This window comes from Sphingosinicella microcystinivorans (genome assembly GCF_003634215.1).
Taxonomy (GTDB): Bacteria; Pseudomonadota; Alphaproteobacteria; order Sphingomonadales; family Sphingomonadaceae; genus Sphingosinicella; species Sphingosinicella microcystinivorans.
On the sequence record NZ_RBWX01000011.1, the window covers coordinates 125,949 to 142,964 of the forward strand.

A 17,016-nucleotide genomic window follows, 5' to 3' on the forward strand; every position below is an offset into this window, starting at 1 on the left:
AAGCTGTCGGCAGGTTCCACTTGTGCGTCCAGATGCAGTTCCGATTATCGCAGGCTGGACGGGGATATTCGGAGACACTCCACGCTGACCCGGGGAGTTGGACCCGTGCCCCGAGGGGCGCGGGTCCTTTTTCAAGCGGCGGCCTTCGCTTCGGTGTCGCCCGAAGCCACCGCCAAGAGCTTCCGCGTAATGCCTTTCAGGCGCTGCGCGTTCTCGATCTTGTCGCCGGTAAGATCGGTCACGTAGAAAACGTCGACCGCGCGCTCGCCATAGGTCGCGATGTGCGCCGAGCTGATCGAAAGCCGCGCATCGAACAGCGTGCGGGTGATCCCATAGAGCAGCGCCGGTCGATCCAGCGCGTGCACTTCGATCACGGTGTAGCGGTTCGAAGCCTTGTTATCGGCGAGCACGTTTGGTTCCACCTTGAACACATCGGCACGGTGACGGGCGAGCGGCCGCGCAGCCAGTCGCTCGGCGAGCTTCACCTGCCCCGACGCAGCTTCGATGATCGTCGTCTTCAGCCGTTCGAGCGCGTGTGCTTCCTCGAGCGCTCGGCCCGCGGGCGTCTGCACGACGAGGTTGTCGATCGCCATGCCGTCGCGCGTCGTATGGATGCGCGCGTCGACGATATTCGCGCCGCAAAGCGTAATGCCGCCCGCGATACGGTAGAAGAGGCCAGGATGATCGGGTGCGTAGACCGAAACCTGCGTGGCGCCGAGCGCGTCATCGCTGGTCATCGAAACCGAAATCTCGTCCTTCGCCTCCGCAATCTGCCGCGCGTTCGCGAGCAGCGAACCGGCGGGCTCGGCGACCCAGTAGCTGTCGAAAAACCGCTTCGCATGCGCGTTGAACACCCGGTCGCTCCAGCCGAGCGCGGCCTTCAATTCTTCTTTCTTCGCCGCGATGCGCTCTGCGCGTCCACGCTGCTGGTGGCCAAGGCGCAGCATCTCCTCGGCGGCGACATAAAGATCGCGCAGAAGCTGCGCCTTCCATTCCGTCCAGCGGCCGGGGCCGACCGCGCGGATATCGACGACGGTGAGGATCATCAGCAGCCGGAGACGCTCCACGTCCTGCACGACACCCACGAAATCCTGGATCGTCTTGAAGTCTGAAAGGTCGCGGCGCGTCGCGGTTTCCGACATCAGCAGGTGATAGCGGACCAGCCACGAAACGGTTTCCGTTTCGGCCGGCGTGAGACCGAGGCGCGGGCAGAGCGCGAGCGCGACATCGGCGCCAAGAACGCTGTGGTCCCCGCCGCGCCCCTTGGCGATATCGTGCAGCAGCACCGCCATGTAAATCACCCGGCGCGAGGCAATCTGGTGGATGATGACCGCGCTTGTCGGATGCTCCGCCGTCAATTCGCCGCTCTCGATGCGCGCAAGCAGGCCGATGGCACGGATCGTATGCTCGTCCACCGTATAATGGTGGTACATGTCGTATTGCATCCGCGCGACGACACGGCCGAAATCGGGCACGAAGCGGCCGAACACGCCCGCCTCGTTCATCCAGCGCAGCACCGTATCGGGCGCGCGGCGGCTGGTGAGCACCTCCATGAACAGCGCGTTGGCGCGGGGGTCGCGACGGACGCGCGCATCGATCAGCTTCGCGTCGCGGCCCGCCTGGCGCATCGCCTGCGGGTGGATTTCGAGTTCGTGCTTCTCGGCGAGCGCGAACATTTCGATGAGGCGTACCGGGTCTTTCGCGAAGAAATCGTCTGTCGGCACACCAAGGCGGCCGCGCTGCACGGTGAAGCCGTTCAGCTTACGCGGCGCACGCCGCATGCTCGGCAGGCGTATGCGGCTTTCCGCGTACGTCTCCTCAAGATGCGAGAGGAACAGGCCGGTGAGGTCGCCCACTTGCCGCGCGATCAGGAAATAATGGCGCATGAAGCGCTCGACCGCCGACATGCCGGCGCGGTCCTGATAGTGGAGCCGCTCGGCAAGTTCGCGCTGCATGTCGAACGTCAGCCGCTCCTCGGCGCGCTTGGCGATGTCGTGCAGGTTGATGCGCACGGCCCACAGGAAATTCTCGGCCTTGTTGAACTGACGGTATTCGCGCGGGGTCAGCAGCCCCTTGTCGACTAGCTCCGCCGCGCGTTCAACGCGAAACACGTATTTGCCGATCCAGAACAAGGTGTGGAGATCGCGAAGGCCGCCTTTGCCCTCCTTGATATTGGGCTCGACGACATAGCGGCTGTCGCCCATGCGCGTGTGCCGCGCCTCACGCTCGGCGAGTTTCGCCTGCGTGAAATCGCGTTCGGTGCCGGAAACAACATCCTTCAGGAACCGCGCGTTCGACTCGTCGTAAAGCGCCTCGTCGCCCCACACGTAGCGGGCCTCCAGCATCGCGGTGCGGATTGTCACATCCTCGCGCGAGAGGCGCACGACATCGGCGATGGAGCGCGTGGCGTGACCGACCTTCAGCCCGAGATCCCACAGCGTGTAGAGCATCGTCTCAACGACCTGCTCAATCCAGCCCGTGGATTTCTGCGCGGTGAGGAACAGGATGTCGACGTCGGAGAACGGCGCCATCTCGGCGCGGCCGTAGCCGCCGACGGCGCACACGGCGATGCGCTCTGCAGCACTGGGGTTACTCGCCGGATACAGGCGCTGCGTCGCGAAATCGAACACCAGCCGCACCAGTTGATCGGTGAGGAACGCGTAGCCGTTCGCAAGCTCCAGCCCCTTGTAGGGCGCAGCTTCCAGACGCCGCTTGAGTTCGGTGCGCGCGTCCGCAAGCGCGCCGCGAAGCACGCCGACGGCCGCGTTGCGGTCGGCGGGAATCGCGGCCAGAGCCTCGGCAACCTCGCGGCGGTCAATGATCGCGCGCCGGTCGGTGACGCGGTGGAAACGGTCGGTCATGCTCATGATATCGCCCCTCCGCCGCCGTCTGCCAAGCGCTTGAGATCGTAGAGCGCATCGAGCGCGGCGCGCGGACTCATTTCGTCCGGCCGAAGCGCGGCGAGCGCATCCCGCAGCGCATCGCGGGCTGGCGCCGCCGGTGCCGCGGCGCTGAACAGCGGCAGGTCGCCGAGCCCCGCAGCGATGCCGCCGGTCTTCGCCTTGCCCTGCTCCAGCCGTGCCAGCACTTCGGATGCGCGGTGCGTCACGAGCTCTGGCAACCCCGCGAGCCGCGCGACGGCGAGGCCGTAGCTGCGATCCGCCGCGCCGGCGATCACCTCGTGCAGGAACACGAGATCACCCTTCCATTCGCGCACCTTCACGGTGGCGAGGTGGACGGCGGAGAGGCGCTCGGCGAGTGCTGTCAGCTCGTGATAGTGCGTCGCGAACAGGCAGCGGCTGGCAAGGCTGTCGTGCACCGCCTCCACCACGGCCCACGCGATGGCGAGCCCGTCGTAGGTGGAGGTTCCGCGCCCGACCTCATCGAGAATGACAAGCGAGCGCGCCGTCGCCTGGCGCAGGATCGCCGCCGTCTCGACCATTTCGACCATGAAGGTAGAGCGCCCCTCGGCGAGATTGTCCGACGCGCCGACGCGGCTGAACAGACGGTCGACAATGCCGATGTGCGCTGACGCCGCAGGCACGAAACTTCCCGTCTGCGCGAGCACCGCGAGAAGCGCATTCTGCCGCAGAAACGTCGACTTACCCGCCATGTTGGGGCCGGTGAGCAGCCACAGGCGGCATTCCGGTCCGAGATCGCAATCGTTGGCGACGAACGCCTCGCGCTTCGCGCCGAGTGCCGCCTCGACGACCGGATGACGGCCGCCGCGAATGTCGAATGCCGTGCTTGCATCCACCTCCGGACGTACCCAGCCGCCACGCGCGGCAAGCTCGGCGAGCGCGGCGGCGACATCGATGCGCGCGAGCGCGGCGGCGGTTTCTCCGGCGGCCTCCGCCTCTTCGATCACGGTATCGCGAAGCGTCGCGAAGTGCGCGGTTTCCAAAGCAAGTGCCTTTGTCGACGCCTCGGCGATGCGCGCCGCGAGATCGGCCAGGTCCACGCTGTTGAAACGCACGACGCCCGCGAGCGTCTGACGATGCGTGAAGCCGCTGTCCGCCGCCATCAGCGGATCGGCATGACGCGCTGCAACCTCGACGTGATAGCCGAGCACGTTGTTGTGGCGGATCTTGAGCGTGGCGATTCCGGTCGCATCGCGGTAGCGGGCCTCGAGCGCCGCGATGTGGCGGCGGCCATCCTGCGCGAGCCCGCGCAGCTCATCGAGCACGGGGTCGAAGCCTTCGGCGACGAAACCGCCATCGGACACCGAAAAGCCCGGCTCCGGTACGAGCGCGGCGGCAAGCCCTTCGACAAGTGCGCCGTGCGGCCCGATCCGATCCAGACATTCCGCAAGCATTGCCGGCACGCCGAGCTGGCTTTCCGAAAGCATGCGCTTCAGATCGAGCGCGCCCTGCAGCGCATCGCGCAGCAGGCCGAGATCGCGCGGACTGCCGCGCCCGGCGGAGAGCCGGCCGAGTGCGCGCTCGATGTCGGCAATGCGCTTCAGCGCAGCGCGGACGCGTTCACGGATGGTCGGCGCGCCGACGAACCAGCCGACGAGATCGAGCCGACGCGCAACCGCCGCCGGATCGGTAAGCGGCGCTGCGAGGTCGGCGGCGAGGCGCCGCGCCCCCGCACCCGTGACAGTGAGATCGATGCAGTCGAGGAGCGAGCCCTTGCGGCTGCCCGCCATCGTCTCGGCAAGCTCCAGACTGGCGCGCGTCGCCGCATCGATCAGCATCGCACTTTCAGGGAGGTGCCGCGCGGGCGGACGCAGGCGGACGGCGGCGTCTTTCTGTGTTGCCTCGACGAACGCGAGCAACGCTCCGGCCGCCGCGAGTTCAGCGCGCGTGAAGGTGCCGAAGCCGTCGAGTGTGCCGACGCCGAAGCGATGGCACAGCTTGCGCTCGCCCGCCGTGCTGTCGAAGTCGCCACGCGGACGCATGGCGACCAGCTGCCCCGAAGGCGCTTCCCGACCGTCTGCGACGAGGAGCTCGGCAGGACGTAGCCGCGCCAGTTCCGCGCCGACGAGCGCGGCATCGACGGGCGCGGTCATGAACTCGCCCGACGACAGATCGCACCACGCGAGGCCCATGCGGCCTTCCGCCTCGCCCACTGCGGCAAGCCGGTTCGCGCTGCGCGCATCGAGCAGATTTTCCTCGGTCAGCGTGCCCGGCGTGACGACGCGAATGACAGCGCGGCGCACCACCGATTTCGAACCGCGCTTCTTCGCCTCCGCCGGGTCTTCGACCTGCTCGGCGATGGCCACGCGGAAGCCTTTTGAAATGAGCCGCGCAAGATATGTTTCGTGACTGTGCGCGGGAACGCCGCACATCGGGATGTCTTCGCCCAGATGCTGGCCGCGCTTCGTGAGCGCGATATCGAGCGCACCCGCCGCCGCGACAGCATCCTGAAAGAACATCTCGTAGAAATCGCCCATGCGGAAGAACAGCAGGCTCTCCCCAGCCTCTGCCTTCAGCGCGAGGTACTGCTCCATCATGGGCGAGGGGGAATCCGCTTTTACAGATTTCACGGATTGAGGACTGGCGTCAGCGCACATGCGGACGCTAATAGCGATCTCAGGCGCCTTGGTGGAGAAAACATTTGTCAAAAGGCAGTTCGATCAAGTTCAGCGATCAGGAAGCCCTGCAATTCCATTCGCAGGGCCGCCCGGGCAAGATCGAGATTATCTCATCGAAGCCGATGGCGACTCAGCGCGACCTCAGCCTCGCTTATTCTCCCGGCGTCGCCGTGCCCGTGGAAGCGATCGCCGCCGATCCCGTGCTCGCCTACGACTACACCGCCAAGGGCAATCTGGTCGCCGTCATCTCCAACGGCACTGCCATCCTCGGCCTCGGCAACCTCGGCGCGCTCGCCTCGAAGCCGGTGATGGAAGGCAAGGCGGTTCTCTTCAAGCGCTTCGCCGACGTCGACGCGATCGACATCGAACTGGCGAGCGAGGACGTCGATGCACTGGTGAGCGCCATCTCGCTGATGGAGCCGAGCTTTGGCGGCATCAACCTTGAAGACATCGCTTCCCCCGACTGCTTCATCATCGAAAGCCGCCTGCGCGAGATGATGAACATCCCCGTGTTCCACGACGACCAGCACGGCACCGCAATCATCTCCGCCGCCGGCCTCATCAACGCGCTCAGGATCACCGGCAAATCGATCAAGGACGTGAAGATGGTGGTTAACGGCGCGGGCGCCGCCGCCATCGCCTGCGCCGAGCTTATCATCGCGATGGGAATGCCGCGCACCAACGTCCGCATGTGCGACCGCGAAGGCGTGATCCACAAGGACCGCCAAAATCTCAACCAGTGGAAATCCGCCTACGCGATCGAAACCGAAGAGCGGACACTGCTGGATGCCATGCAGGGTGCGGACGTCTTCCTCGGCCTTTCCGCCGCTGGCGCCTTGAGCCCCGAAATGGTGAAGGCGATGGCGCCCAACCCCATCATCTTCGCGATGGCGAACCCGGTTCCCGAAATCCTGCCCGAAGACGCGCATGCCGTGCGCTCCGACGCGATCATCGCAACGGGCCGCTCCGATTATCCGAACCAGGTCAACAATGTTCTCGGCTTCCCGTATATCTTCCGCGGCGCGCTCGATGTGCGCGCAACGACGATCAACGAGGAGATGAAGATCGCCGCCGCCGAAGCGCTTGCCGACCTCGCGCGCGAAACCGTGCCCGATGAAGTCGCGGTCGCCTATGGCAAGCAGCCCGTGTTCGGTCCCGAATACATCATCCCGGCGCCGTTCGATCCGCGCCTCATCGAGGCGATCCCGCTTGCCGTCGCCCGCGCCGCGATGCGCACCGGCGTGGCGCAGCGCCCGATCATCGATGAGGACGCGTACCGCACTGAACTGCGCGCCCGGCTCAACCCGACAACCGCCGTGCTTTCAAACAGCTATGATGCCGCGAAAGCGAACCCGAAGCGCATCGTCTTCGCCGAGGGTGAGGAAGAGACCGTGCTGCGCGCCGCCATCACCATCAAGAACGCCGGCTACGGCATCCCCGTGCTCGTCGGCCGCGACGACCGCGTGAAGGAGGGGCTGCGCAAACTCGGCGTCGACGACGCCGCCGCCTTCGAGATTCACAACAGCCGCATCAGCCCGCTCGTCCCCGGCATGGCTGAGTATCTCTATCGCCGGCTGCAGCGCAAAGGCGTGCTTTACCGTGACGCGCAGCGCATGGTGAACCAGGACCGCAACATCTTCGGCGCGCTCCTCGTCGCGCTCGGCCACGGCGACGTGCTCGTCACCGGTGTGACGCGCCATTTCAGTCAAACGCTGAGCCAGGTGCAGCAGGTGATCGACCCCGCGCCGCGCCACGTGCCCTTCGGTATCCACCTCATCGTCGGCCGCTCCGACAGCTTCCTCATCGCCGACACGACGGTGAACGAGCGCCCGAGCGCCGAGCAGCTCGCCGACATCGCCGAGCAGACCGCGAGCGTCGCACGCCGCATGGGCAAGACGCCGCGTGTCGCGTTCCTCTCTTATTCGAACTTCGGCAACCCGCCGGGGGACATCACCAACGTGCTGCGCGAAGCGGTCGCCGTGCTCGACGATCGCCGCGTCGGTTTCGAATACGAGGGCGAGATGTCCGCCGACGTCGCGCTCAATCGTGACATGGCGAAGCTCTATCCGTTCAGCCGCCTCACGGGGCCCGCCAACGTGCTGATCATGCCGGGGCTCCATTCCGCGAACATCTCCGCGAAGCTGCTGAAGGAGCTGGGCGGCGGCCGTGTGTTCGGGCCGCTGCTGATGGGCATGTCGAAGCCGGTACAGATCGTGCCGATGACCTCGACGACGAGCGATCTTGTTACGATGGCAGTGCTGGCGGCAAGCGGCGTTGTCGACTAACCTGCCCCTGTTTGGCGAACCGGAGGGCCCGTCCATGAGCAAGCCGCCGCTTCTCTTCATCCATGGCATGTGGTCGACGCCGCATGTGTGGGATTGGTTTGCGGACCGCTACCGGGCCGCCGGTCATACCGTTGAGGTTCCGGCGCTCCCGTATCACGACGTCGACCCTGCCGAGCCGCCTTCACCGATCCTCGCCACCATCGGCGTTCAGGACTATGTCGATGCCGTTGCGGCCGTTGTCCGCACCCTGCCCGAAAGCCCGGTTATCATCGGACATTCGATGGGAGGCATGCTGGCGCAGAAGGTCGCGGAGGCCACTGGCGCGCGCGGGCTGGTGCTGCTCTCCCCCGCGCCGACCGCGCAGGCGCAGAGTATTTCCCTTGCGCCGATGCGCACGGTGTTCGGGATCACCATGAAGCGTCAATGGTGGAAACAGCCTACGAAGATCGATGCGGAGCGCGCGCGCTGGGGTATCTTCAACGAGGTGCCGCACGACATCGCCAATGCGGAAATCGCGAAGCTGGTTTGGGATTCGGGCCGCGTTCTTTTCCAGATTTCGATCCCATGGGCCGACAAGAGCCGCGCCTCGCATGTCGAATATTCGCGGCTGTCGATGCCATCGCTGGTCGTCGTCGGCGATCGCGACCGGGTGACGCCCATCGCCGTCGCCCGCGCGACCGCACGCGCGCTCACCGGCCACACCGACTATCGCGAGATCACGGGCGCCGGGCATTGGCTGTTCCATGATCCCGTCCGCGAAAAGGTCGCGGCGGAAATGGACAGCTTTCTCAGGCAGCTCTAGCCGGCCTCCACATCGGCCAGACCGGCGGGCATCCGCGCGGCGCTTCGAGGCGCGGCAGATCCTGAAATCCGAAGTGTCGGTAAAGCGGCAGATTCCGTTCCTTCGTGCTTTCGAGATAGCAGGGCAGACCCGCGGCATCGACACGCTGCAGGCCCGCACGGATCAGCGCGCCGCCAAGACCCTTGCCCTGCGCCTCTGGAACCACGCCGACCGCGAACAGGAAGGCGTGCGGCTGCGGAGGATGCGCCTTGCTGAAAACCGCATCGAGCGCGAGACCGCGCCGCATGGCACCGAGCCCCGCACTGAGGCCGAGCGCGCCCGCGACCTTGAGCGTAGCGATCAGCCCCGCATCCTTGTCGCGCGCATTCATAAGCCAAAGCGTTGCGCCATCGGCACCCGCCACATGCCCGAAGCCCCGCACCAGATAGAGATGACGGGCCAGCGCGGTGAACGTCGGCGCCATCGGGCGGGAACCGAACACCCAGCGATTGACAGGATCGTCATGGAACGCGCGCGCAATGATCGCGCCGGCCGCTTCCGCATCGCGTGCGTCCGCGATCAAAACGCGCTGCCGTCCTTGCGCGTGAAGGGACCATCGTTTCGCGGCAGGTGCATATCGATATCAGGATAGGTGCACATATCGTCCGGCACATTCGTACCGACGACGAGCAGCACCGCGTCCGCATTCGATCGGTTCACGAAATGGTGCGCATCGCCGTCGTTCTTGGGAAAGGCCGCGCAGTCGCCGGGCCGCATCACCGTTTCGCCCGCATTCGTCACCAGCACCGCCTCGCCTGAAATCAGCATGGCGAATTCGTCTTCCTTGCTGTGCCAGTGGCGCTGGCTCGACCATGCTCCGGGCTCAAGCCTGCAGAAATTGACGCCGAAATCGGTTAGGCCGCCCGGCCCCGTGAGGCGCCGGTAGTGCCGCCCCGCGACGGCGGCGTTATAGGGTGCGGGATAGCCGGTGCGGCAGACTTCGGGGATGGCATCGAGATCGAGTTTTGGCATGGCGCTTCCTTAAGCTGGCGGCGCCATTATAAGCACCTCTCATGTCTGCCGCCATCGATCCGCTCGCGCTTGCCCGCGCGCTCATCCACTGCCCCAGCATCACGCCGCGCGACGAGGGCGCGCAGGCCGTGCTCGCCGAAGCGCTGGAGGCGATCGGCTTCAAGGTGTGGCGGCACGTGTGGGGCGAGGCGCCCGACGGCCCGGTGCACAACCTGTTCGCCCGCATCGGCAGCAGTGGCCCGCATTTTGCCTTCGCCGGACACACCGATGTCGTGCCGGTGGGCAATCGCGACGGCTGGTCCGTCGAGCCGTTCGCCGCCGAGGTGCGAAACGGCCAGCTCGTGGGGCGCGGCGCTGCCGATATGAAGGGCGCCATTGCCGCGTTCGTCGCGGCGGCGGCGGAGAATATTCCCGCGCAGGGCTCGCTCAGCTTCATCATCACCGGCGATGAGGAAGGCCCGGCGACGTTCGGCACGAAGCCGCTGCTCGACTGGATGGAGGCAACCAGCAACGTCCCCGATCACTGCCTCGTTGGCGAACCCACCAGCCGTCAGCGTCTCGGGGACATGGTGAAGATCGGACGGCGCGGCTCGGTGAACGTTTGGATTCGCGTGCAGGGCGCGCAGGGCCACGTCGCCTATCCGCACATGGCCGACAACCCCGTCCGCCACCTCGTCAACATCCTCCACGCGCTGCAGGCGCGCGAACTCGATACCGGCAATGCGTGGTTCGATCCGTCGAACCTCGAAATCACCGACATGACCGTCGGCAACCCGGCGACGAACGTGATCCCGGCGCAGGCGGAAGCGCGGCTCAACATCCGTTTCAACGACGAGCATACCGGCGCGGAGCTGGTCCAGTGGATCGAAAAGGTCGCTGCGCGGGAAACGGCGGGTGCCAGCGTCGAGGCGAAGATTTCGGGCGAGGCGTTCCTCACCGAACCCGGCGATTTCAGCGCGCTTCTCGCCGATGCGATCCGCGCTGAGACAGGCGCTGAAACCGAATTCTCGACAAGCGGCGGCACCTCCGACGCGCGCTTCATCCGGCGGCTGTGCCCGGTTGTCGAGTTCGGCCTGCCCGGCCAATCGATGCACAAGACCGACGAGCATGTCGCGGTGGACGATCTCCACACGCTCACCCGCATCTACGGGCGCATTCTCCGCACGTATTTCGCCTAACCGCTGTTCCTGAGACCCGCCGCGATGCCGTTGATCGTGAGGTGGATGCCTTCGCGCACACGGGCATCCGTCTCGCCGCGCCGGTAGCGTCGGATGAGTTCCACCTGCAAGGCGTTCAGCGGCTCGATATAAGGCAGGCGCATGCGGATGCGGCGCGCGAGGACGGGATCGTCGCCAAGAACATCGGCGTTGCCGGTGATATCGAGCAGCGCGTCGCAGGTGCGGTGCCAACCCGCGCTGATCCCGCCGAACACGGTGCCGCGCAGGGCTTCGTCCTCGACCAGCTCGCTGTAGAGCGCGGCGATATCGATGTCGGATTTCGCGAGCACCATCGCCATGTTCGAAAGCGTCGCCGCGAAGAACGGCCACTCGGCGTTCATCGCGCGCAGAAGGCCCTTGTCCTCGAACGCCGCAAGCGCGGCGCCGACGCCGTACCAGCCCGGCAGCATCACGCGCGACTGCGACCAGCTGAACACCCAGGGGATCGCGCGCAGATCTTCGATACGGTCGGACTTGGTGCGCGACGAGGGCCGCGAGCCGATCTTGAGCTCGGCGATCTCGCCCACCGGCGTTGCGGCGCGAAAGTACGTGTTGAAGCCAGGCGTCTCGTAAACGAGCCCGCGATAAGCCGCGCGCGCCGTGCCGCTCAGCGTCTCCATCGCCGCGCGGAAGCGCGCCAGGTCGGCGGGGTCGGTTTCGGGCGGCGCGAGCGTCGCGAGCAACGTTGCTGACGTCATCGTCTCCAGGCTGAGCGCGGCCAGTGCGGGCGTGCCATACTTGGAGGCGATCACCTCGCCCTGCTCCGTGATACGGATTCGCCCGCCGACCGTACCCGGCGGCTGCGCGCGGATGCCGGCAAACGCGGAGCCACCGCCGCGCCCCACCGTTCCGCCGCGCCCGTGGAACAGCTGGAGCCGCACACCCGCCTCGGCGAACACACCCGCAAGCGCGCGCGAGGCTTCAAAGAGCGCCCAGCTCGACGTCAGATAGCCGCCGTCCTTGTTGCTGTCCGAATAGCCGATCATCACCTCCTGCACGCCGCCGCGTGCAACGGCGAGCGCCTGCGCCTCGGGCATCGCCAGAAACGCGCGCATCACGGCGGGCGCGGCTTCGAGATCCTCGATCGTTTCGAAGAGCGGCGACACCATGACGTCACACACGGGAACGTCGCCGGGGCGATAGAGGCCGACTTCCTTGAGAAGCAGGTACACCTCGAACAGGTCGGCGACGCAGGTCGAGTGCGAGATCAAATAGTTGCGGACCGACGCGGCACCGTAACGCGCGTGAGCCTCGGCGGCGGCGCGGAGGATAGCGAGTTCGCTTCGGGTCGTTTCCGAATAGTCCGCGAACGGACTGACAAGGAGGCGCCGGTGCGCGAGTTCGCCGCGCAGCAATGCGGTGCGTTCGTCCGTCCCAAGCGCCTCGTAGTCGCCGCATACACCCGCCTCACGCAGCAGCTCCGCGACGACGGCGCGGTGCACGCCGCTGTTCTGCCGCATGTCGAGCGAGGCGAGGTGGAAGCCGAAGATGCGCGCGGCGCGGATCAGATCGCCAAGACGATTGCCCACCAGCCGCTCGCCACCATGCGCGACGAGGCTTGCGCGCACCACCTCGAGGTCGGCGATCAGCGCTTCCGGTGTGCCGTAGCTCTCCGCGATCAGCGCCGAGGCGCGCGGCGCGCGGGCGCCGGTGAGCTCCACATGCGTTTCGGCGAGCCGCGCATAAACGCCCGAAAGCGCGCGGCGATAAGGCTCGTCCTGCCGGTGCGGTGACTCATCGCCGCTTTCGTCGGCAAGCGCCGCGAGTTCAGGCGTGATACCCGCGATCGATGCGCTGATCGAAAGCTCTGCGCCGAGCCTGTGCACCTCGTCCAGATAATATTGCAGCACGGCGCGCGCCTGCCCGCCGAGCGCAGCCTTCAGCGTTTCAGCGGTCACGAACGGGTTGCCGTCGCGGTCGCCGCCGATCCAGCTTCCCGGCTTCAGAAAACTGCCGACATCCGCACCTGTCAGCGCCTCGGCGCGGCGATGCAGCGCGGGCAGCACCGGAAGCAGACTATCGCGCATCACTGACAGCACGTTCGCGATCTCGTCGACCACAAGCAGGCGAACCGCACGCAGGGGCCGCGTCTGCCAGAGCAGCGCGATCTGGCGGTAAAGCTCTGCATCGACGGCCTCGCCATCGGCGGCTGACGGACGGCGCGCGACGAGTTCGGCGATGGCGCTTTCCCGGTCGATCACGCTCTTGCGCCGCACCTCGGTGGGATGCGCAGTGAGCACCGGCGAAATGAGCGCGCCCGCGAGCGTGGCTGCGACCTCGCCTTGCGCAACGCCGTGCCGGGCCAGTTCGGCAAGCGCGCCTTCGAGGCGTTCGGGCCGGGTTTCCGATCCCTCCGGTACGATCGCCGCCTGCCGGTCTTCAGCGATGTTCGCAAGCAGCGAGAAGTTGAGGAAGCCGCGGATGAAGCGCACCGCGTCATCAAGGCTCAGCCCGGCAAGCAGCCGCGCCAGTTCGGCACGCCGCTCCGGCCCGTCGTCGCGGTGCACCGCGACAGAGGCCTGCCGAAGCGCCTCGATCGTGTCGAACGCGGCTTTGCCGTCGAAATCACGAATGACGTCACCGAGAAGGCGACCGAGGTGGCGCACTTCATCGCGGTCAGAGAGCATGGCGGACGGATTGCGAAGCGGAACAGAAGTCATGCGGCAAGGCTATGCCCCCCGATGCTGCACCGCAACAGCAGATCGCCTCAGGCTTCGAGTTCGGTATCCCAATAGAGGTAGTCGCGCCACGTTTCGTGAAGGTGGTGCGGCGGGAAGGCGCGACCGTTTACCTGCAGTTCGTGCGCGGTCGGCTGGCGCGGCGCCGAGCGCAGCGCCATGTGCGCCTCGGCCGGTGTTCGCCCACCTTTACGGAGGTTGCAGGGCGCGCAGGCGGTGGTGACGTTCGCCCATGTGGTGCGCCCGCCATAGGCGCGCGGCACGACGTGATCGAAGGTGAGATCGTGCCGCGTGCCGCAATACTGGCAGCTGAATCGATCGCGCAGGAACAGATTGAAGCGCGTGAACGCTGGATGGGACGATGGCTTCACATAGTCCCGAAGCGCGATCACGGAAGGCAGCCGCATCGCGAAACGCGGACTGTGCACAACGCGGTCGTATTCGGCGACCACCGAAACCCGATCGAGGAAAGCCGCCTTGATTGCGGTCTGCCACGACCACAGGCTGAGCGGATAATAGGAAAGCGGTGTGTAATCGGCGTTCAGTACCAATGCCGGACAACTTTCCGGCGAAACCGCACGCGCATCGAGAAGGTCTGTCGTATACATTGAGCCCCAATCCGCATTTTCGCGGACTGCCGGGGCGCTACCCGTACCCTGTCGCACGCAAGGCGGCCGCACCGGCCGTCCGTAACCTTACTGCACGCATCATACAGCGTCTTGTGTGTCGCCGCTATGACACCACTTGATCTGGGGTTAGGTCAATGCGCTTTGTGCAGACTGCACCAAGATTTTCAGGGGAGGCCCACATAAAGGTCGTCACGCGCTTCGCGCCGAGCCCCACAGGGCACCTGCATCTGGGCCACGCATTTTCGGCGCTTACCGCTTTCCGCTTCGCAGAGGCGCAGGGAGGGCGCTTCCTGCTGCGCATCGAGGATATCGACACCGGGCGCTGCCGTGCTGAATTTACCGACGGCATTTTCGAAGATCTCGCCTGGCTTGGCCTGACATGGGAAACGCCGGTGCGCCGCCAATCCGAACACATGGCCGACTATGCCGCGGCGCTCACGCGCCTGCAGGCGATGGAGGTCGTGTACCCCTGTTTCTGCACGCGCGCCGACATCGCCGCCGCGGTGACCGCGCCGCACGGCGCGCAGCCGCTTTATCCCGGCACCTGCCGCGCGCTGGACCCGGAGATGCGCGCATGTCGCATGACGGAGCCGCACGCATGGCGCCTCGACATCGCCCGCGCTGCTGCCCTGACCGGCCCACTTTCCTGGCACGACGCAGCGCACGGCAACATCGTCGCCACGCCCGAAGCCGAAGGTGACGTCGTGCTCGCACGCAAGGACGCGGGCACCAGCTACCATCTTTCCGTGACGGTCGATGACGCGCTGCAGGGCATCACCGACGTGGTGCGCGGTGAGGACCTGTTTTCCGCGACGCACATTCACCGGCTGCTGCAGGCGCTGCTCGGCCTGCCGACGCCGCATTATCACCACCACGGGCTGCTCAGAGGCCCCGATGGCAAACGCTTTGCCAAGCGCGACCGCGCGGAAACGCTTGCCGCGCTTCGCGCGCGCGGCGTGAGCCCCGACGCAATAAAGCATCAGCTGGGTTTTGCCTGACGCGCCGACTTTTGTTAGGCGGTTCCCGCCGGGGGGTGAATGACAAGGAGATCGACACGTGTGGCGTATCGCGCTCGCCGCTCCCTTCTGCTTTGCCGCCACCGCTGCGGCGCAGACATCTGCCGCCACGGAGCTTCCTGCCGTGGCCCCGGCCGAAGAAAAGCCCGCCGAAGGCGTGCTGCCCGCGCCTGTCGCCGAAATGATCCGAGCGGCCGAACCCGGCCAGCTCGATACGATCGCAGCGCTTGCGCGCCGCACGCAGCCGCAGGCGATGGCTGAAATCGATGCGATGGTCTCGGAAATCCGGGCCGCGCAGGAAGCCGAAAAGCAGCGCAAGCGGGTCCTCGCAACGCAGGGTTTCACCAACGGCTGGGAGGGCGAGGCGGCACTCGGTGCGACCCTGACCACCGGCAACACCGACCAGCGCGGCGCTTCGGGCAAGATCGATCTTGTGAAACAGGGCCTGACGTGGCGTCACCGCCTGCTCGCCGAAGCCGACTTCCAAGAATCGGATGGTGAGCGCACACGCGAACGTTATGGCGCCTCCTATCAGGGCGACCACCGTTTCAGCCCGCGCTTCTACACCTTCGGCTTCGTCGGCTGGGAAAGCGATCGCTTCGCCGGTTTCAGCCGCCGCTTCACCGAATCCGCCGGTTTCGGTTGGATCGCGGCCGAAAAGCCGCGCCTGCGGCTTGTGCTTGAAGGCGGTCCGGCGCTTCGGCAGACACGCTTCGTCTTCGACGAACTCGAACCCGACGCCGATCGCAGCCGCAGCGAGCTGAGCCTTCGCGGCAAAACCAATCTGCGCTGGACCGTGGTGGGCGATCTGATCTTCACCGAAGAAGCGGGCTTCATCGTGGGCAACGGCAACGACACGCTGTTTGCGAACAGCGCACTGACCACGAAACTGATCGGCAGCCTTTCGACGCGCCTGTCGTTCGACGTGAAACACGAGACTGATCCGCCCGACGACCGCGTGAAGACCGATACGGTGACGCGCGCCAGCCTCGTCTACAAATTCTGAGCGCGGATACGCAGCGGCGTGACATGCGCGCCGAAACCCGTATTAGTCTTGAGCCATGACCGGACTCGTCATCGCCCTCATCGTGCTCGGCGCCCTAGCGACCGCAGCCGTCCTTGTGCGCGGCATCATCGTGATGGCGCGCGGCAAGGACATCACGGGTCAGCAATCGAACAAGCTGATGAGCTACCGTGTGTTGCTGCAGGGCGTGACCGTGATTCTCGTCATTATCCTGATCATGATGACCCGGAACGGCGGCTGACGACGTGGTCAAGCTCAACAAGATTTATACGCGCACGGGAGACGACGGCACCACCGGCCTCGTCGACGGCAGCCGCCGCGCCAAGCACGACGCGCGGGTCGCCGCCTATGGCACCGCCGACGAGGCGAACAGCGCGATCGGTGTCGCGCGGCTGCATGCCGAGGGCCCGGACGACGCCATGCTCGCACGCATCCAGAACGACCTTTTTGATCTGGGCGCCGACCTCGCGACGCCAGGAGAGATCACGGGCGCGCTCCGCGTCACGCAGGCGCAGGTCGACCGGCTGGAGCGCGAAATCGACGCGATGAACGCCGATCTTGAGCCGCTGACGAGCTTCATTCTGCCGGGCGGGTCTGCGCTTGCCGCGCATCTTCACGTCGCGCGCACCATCGTGCGCCGCGCCGAGCGCATCGCGGTGGAAGCCAATGAAACCGATGCGATCGGCGATCTGCCGATCAAATATTTGAACCGTTTGTCCGATCATTTGTTTGTCATGGCACGTCACTGCAACGACAAGGGCAGGGCCGACGTGCTCTGGGTTCCGGGCGCTAACCGGGACGGCTGACCCGCGGCC

Annotated in this window: 13 protein-coding genes; 7 read left to right on the top strand and 6 right to left on the bottom strand. The window is 66.1% G+C overall.

Annotation, left to right across the window (positions count from 1 at the left end; genetic code table 11):
• Window positions 1-131: 131 nt before the first annotated feature.
• Together DFR51_RS16945 and mutS are read right to left on the bottom strand one after the other, a co-directional pair.
• Window positions 132-2,861, bottom strand: coding sequence for a [protein-PII] uridylyltransferase (locus tag DFR51_RS16945; protein ID WP_121053353.1), 2,730 nt, complete (start codon window positions 2,859-2,861; stop codon window positions 132-134).
• 2 nt (window positions 2,862-2,863) lie between these two features.
• The gene (gene mutS / locus DFR51_RS16950) at window positions 2,864-5,458 is read right to left on the bottom strand and encodes a DNA mismatch repair protein MutS (RefSeq protein WP_121053354.1); all 2,595 of its coding nucleotides are present in this window, start codon (window positions 5,456-5,458) and stop codon (window positions 2,864-2,866) included.
• 104 nt (window positions 5,459-5,562) lie between these two features.
• Between mutS and DFR51_RS16955 the strand changes: the two genes are divergently transcribed.
• Both DFR51_RS16955 and DFR51_RS16960 read left to right on the top strand, forming a co-directional pair.
• Window positions 5,563-7,824, top strand: coding sequence for an NADP-dependent malic enzyme (locus DFR51_RS16955; protein WP_121053355.1), 2,262 nt, complete (start codon window positions 5,563-5,565; stop codon window positions 7,822-7,824).
• Between the two features lie 34 nt (window positions 7,825-7,858).
• Window positions 7,859-8,626 (top strand): alpha/beta hydrolase, encoded by a 768-nt coding sequence (locus DFR51_RS16960; protein ID WP_121053356.1) that lies wholly within the window; start codon window positions 7,859-7,861, stop codon window positions 8,624-8,626.
• Here the strand turns inward: DFR51_RS16960 and DFR51_RS16965 are convergent.
• Entirely contained in the window at window positions 8,613-9,188 is a 576-nt protein-coding gene (locus tag DFR51_RS16965) for a GNAT family N-acetyltransferase (RefSeq protein ID WP_121053357.1), read from the bottom strand. The genes DFR51_RS16960 and DFR51_RS16965 overlap by 14 nt on opposite strands.
• Window positions 9,185-9,637: a cupin domain-containing protein gene (locus DFR51_RS16970; protein ID WP_121053358.1), complete on the bottom strand. Its 453-nt coding sequence runs from the start codon at window positions 9,635-9,637 to the stop codon at window positions 9,185-9,187. Before DFR51_RS16970 ends, DFR51_RS16965 begins: the two co-directional genes overlap by 4 nt.
• A 41-nt stretch (window positions 9,638-9,678) precedes the next feature.
• Between DFR51_RS16970 and dapE the strand changes: the two genes are divergently transcribed.
• Window positions 9,679-10,815: a succinyl-diaminopimelate desuccinylase gene (gene dapE, locus DFR51_RS16975; RefSeq protein ID WP_121053359.1), complete on the top strand. Its 1,137-nt coding sequence runs from the start codon at window positions 9,679-9,681 to the stop codon at window positions 10,813-10,815.
• Here dapE and ppc read toward each other — a convergent pair.
• Both ppc and DFR51_RS16985 read right to left on the bottom strand, forming a co-directional pair.
• Window positions 10,812-13,514: a phosphoenolpyruvate carboxylase gene (gene ppc, locus DFR51_RS16980; RefSeq protein WP_121053360.1), complete on the bottom strand. Its 2,703-nt coding sequence runs from the start codon at window positions 13,512-13,514 to the stop codon at window positions 10,812-10,814. The two genes, dapE and ppc, sit on opposite strands and share 4 nt — an antisense overlap.
• Window positions 13,515-13,561: 47 nt before the next feature.
• A complete protein-coding gene (locus DFR51_RS16985; RefSeq protein ID WP_121053361.1) occupies window positions 13,562-14,140 on the bottom strand; it encodes an HNH endonuclease in 579 nt (192 codons plus the stop codon).
• Window positions 14,141-14,295: 155 nt separating this feature from the next.
• On the opposite strand from DFR51_RS16985, the gene gluQRS reads away from it, so the two are divergent.
• The 4 genes from gluQRS to DFR51_RS17005 are packed head-to-tail and all read left to right on the top strand — an operon-like array spanning window position 14,296 to window position 17,007.
• The gene (gene gluQRS / locus DFR51_RS16990) at window positions 14,296-15,159 is read left to right on the top strand and encodes a tRNA glutamyl-Q(34) synthetase GluQRS (protein ID WP_121053362.1); all 864 of its coding nucleotides are present in this window, start codon (window positions 14,296-14,298) and stop codon (window positions 15,157-15,159) included.
• Window positions 15,160-15,217: 58 nt separating this feature from the next.
• The gene (locus DFR51_RS16995) at window positions 15,218-16,183 is read left to right on the top strand and encodes a DUF481 domain-containing protein (RefSeq protein ID WP_121053363.1); all 966 of its coding nucleotides are present in this window, start codon (window positions 15,218-15,220) and stop codon (window positions 16,181-16,183) included.
• A gap of 55 nt (window positions 16,184-16,238) precedes the next feature.
• On the top strand, window positions 16,239-16,442 hold the full coding sequence (locus tag DFR51_RS17000; RefSeq protein WP_121053364.1) for a twin transmembrane helix small protein: 204 nt from the start codon (window positions 16,239-16,241) through the stop codon (window positions 16,440-16,442).
• A gap of 4 nt (window positions 16,443-16,446) precedes the next feature.
• A complete protein-coding gene (locus tag DFR51_RS17005) occupies window positions 16,447-17,007 on the top strand; it encodes a cob(I)yrinic acid a,c-diamide adenosyltransferase (RefSeq protein WP_121053365.1) in 561 nt (186 codons plus the stop codon).
• Window positions 17,008-17,016: the final 9 nt, after the last annotated feature.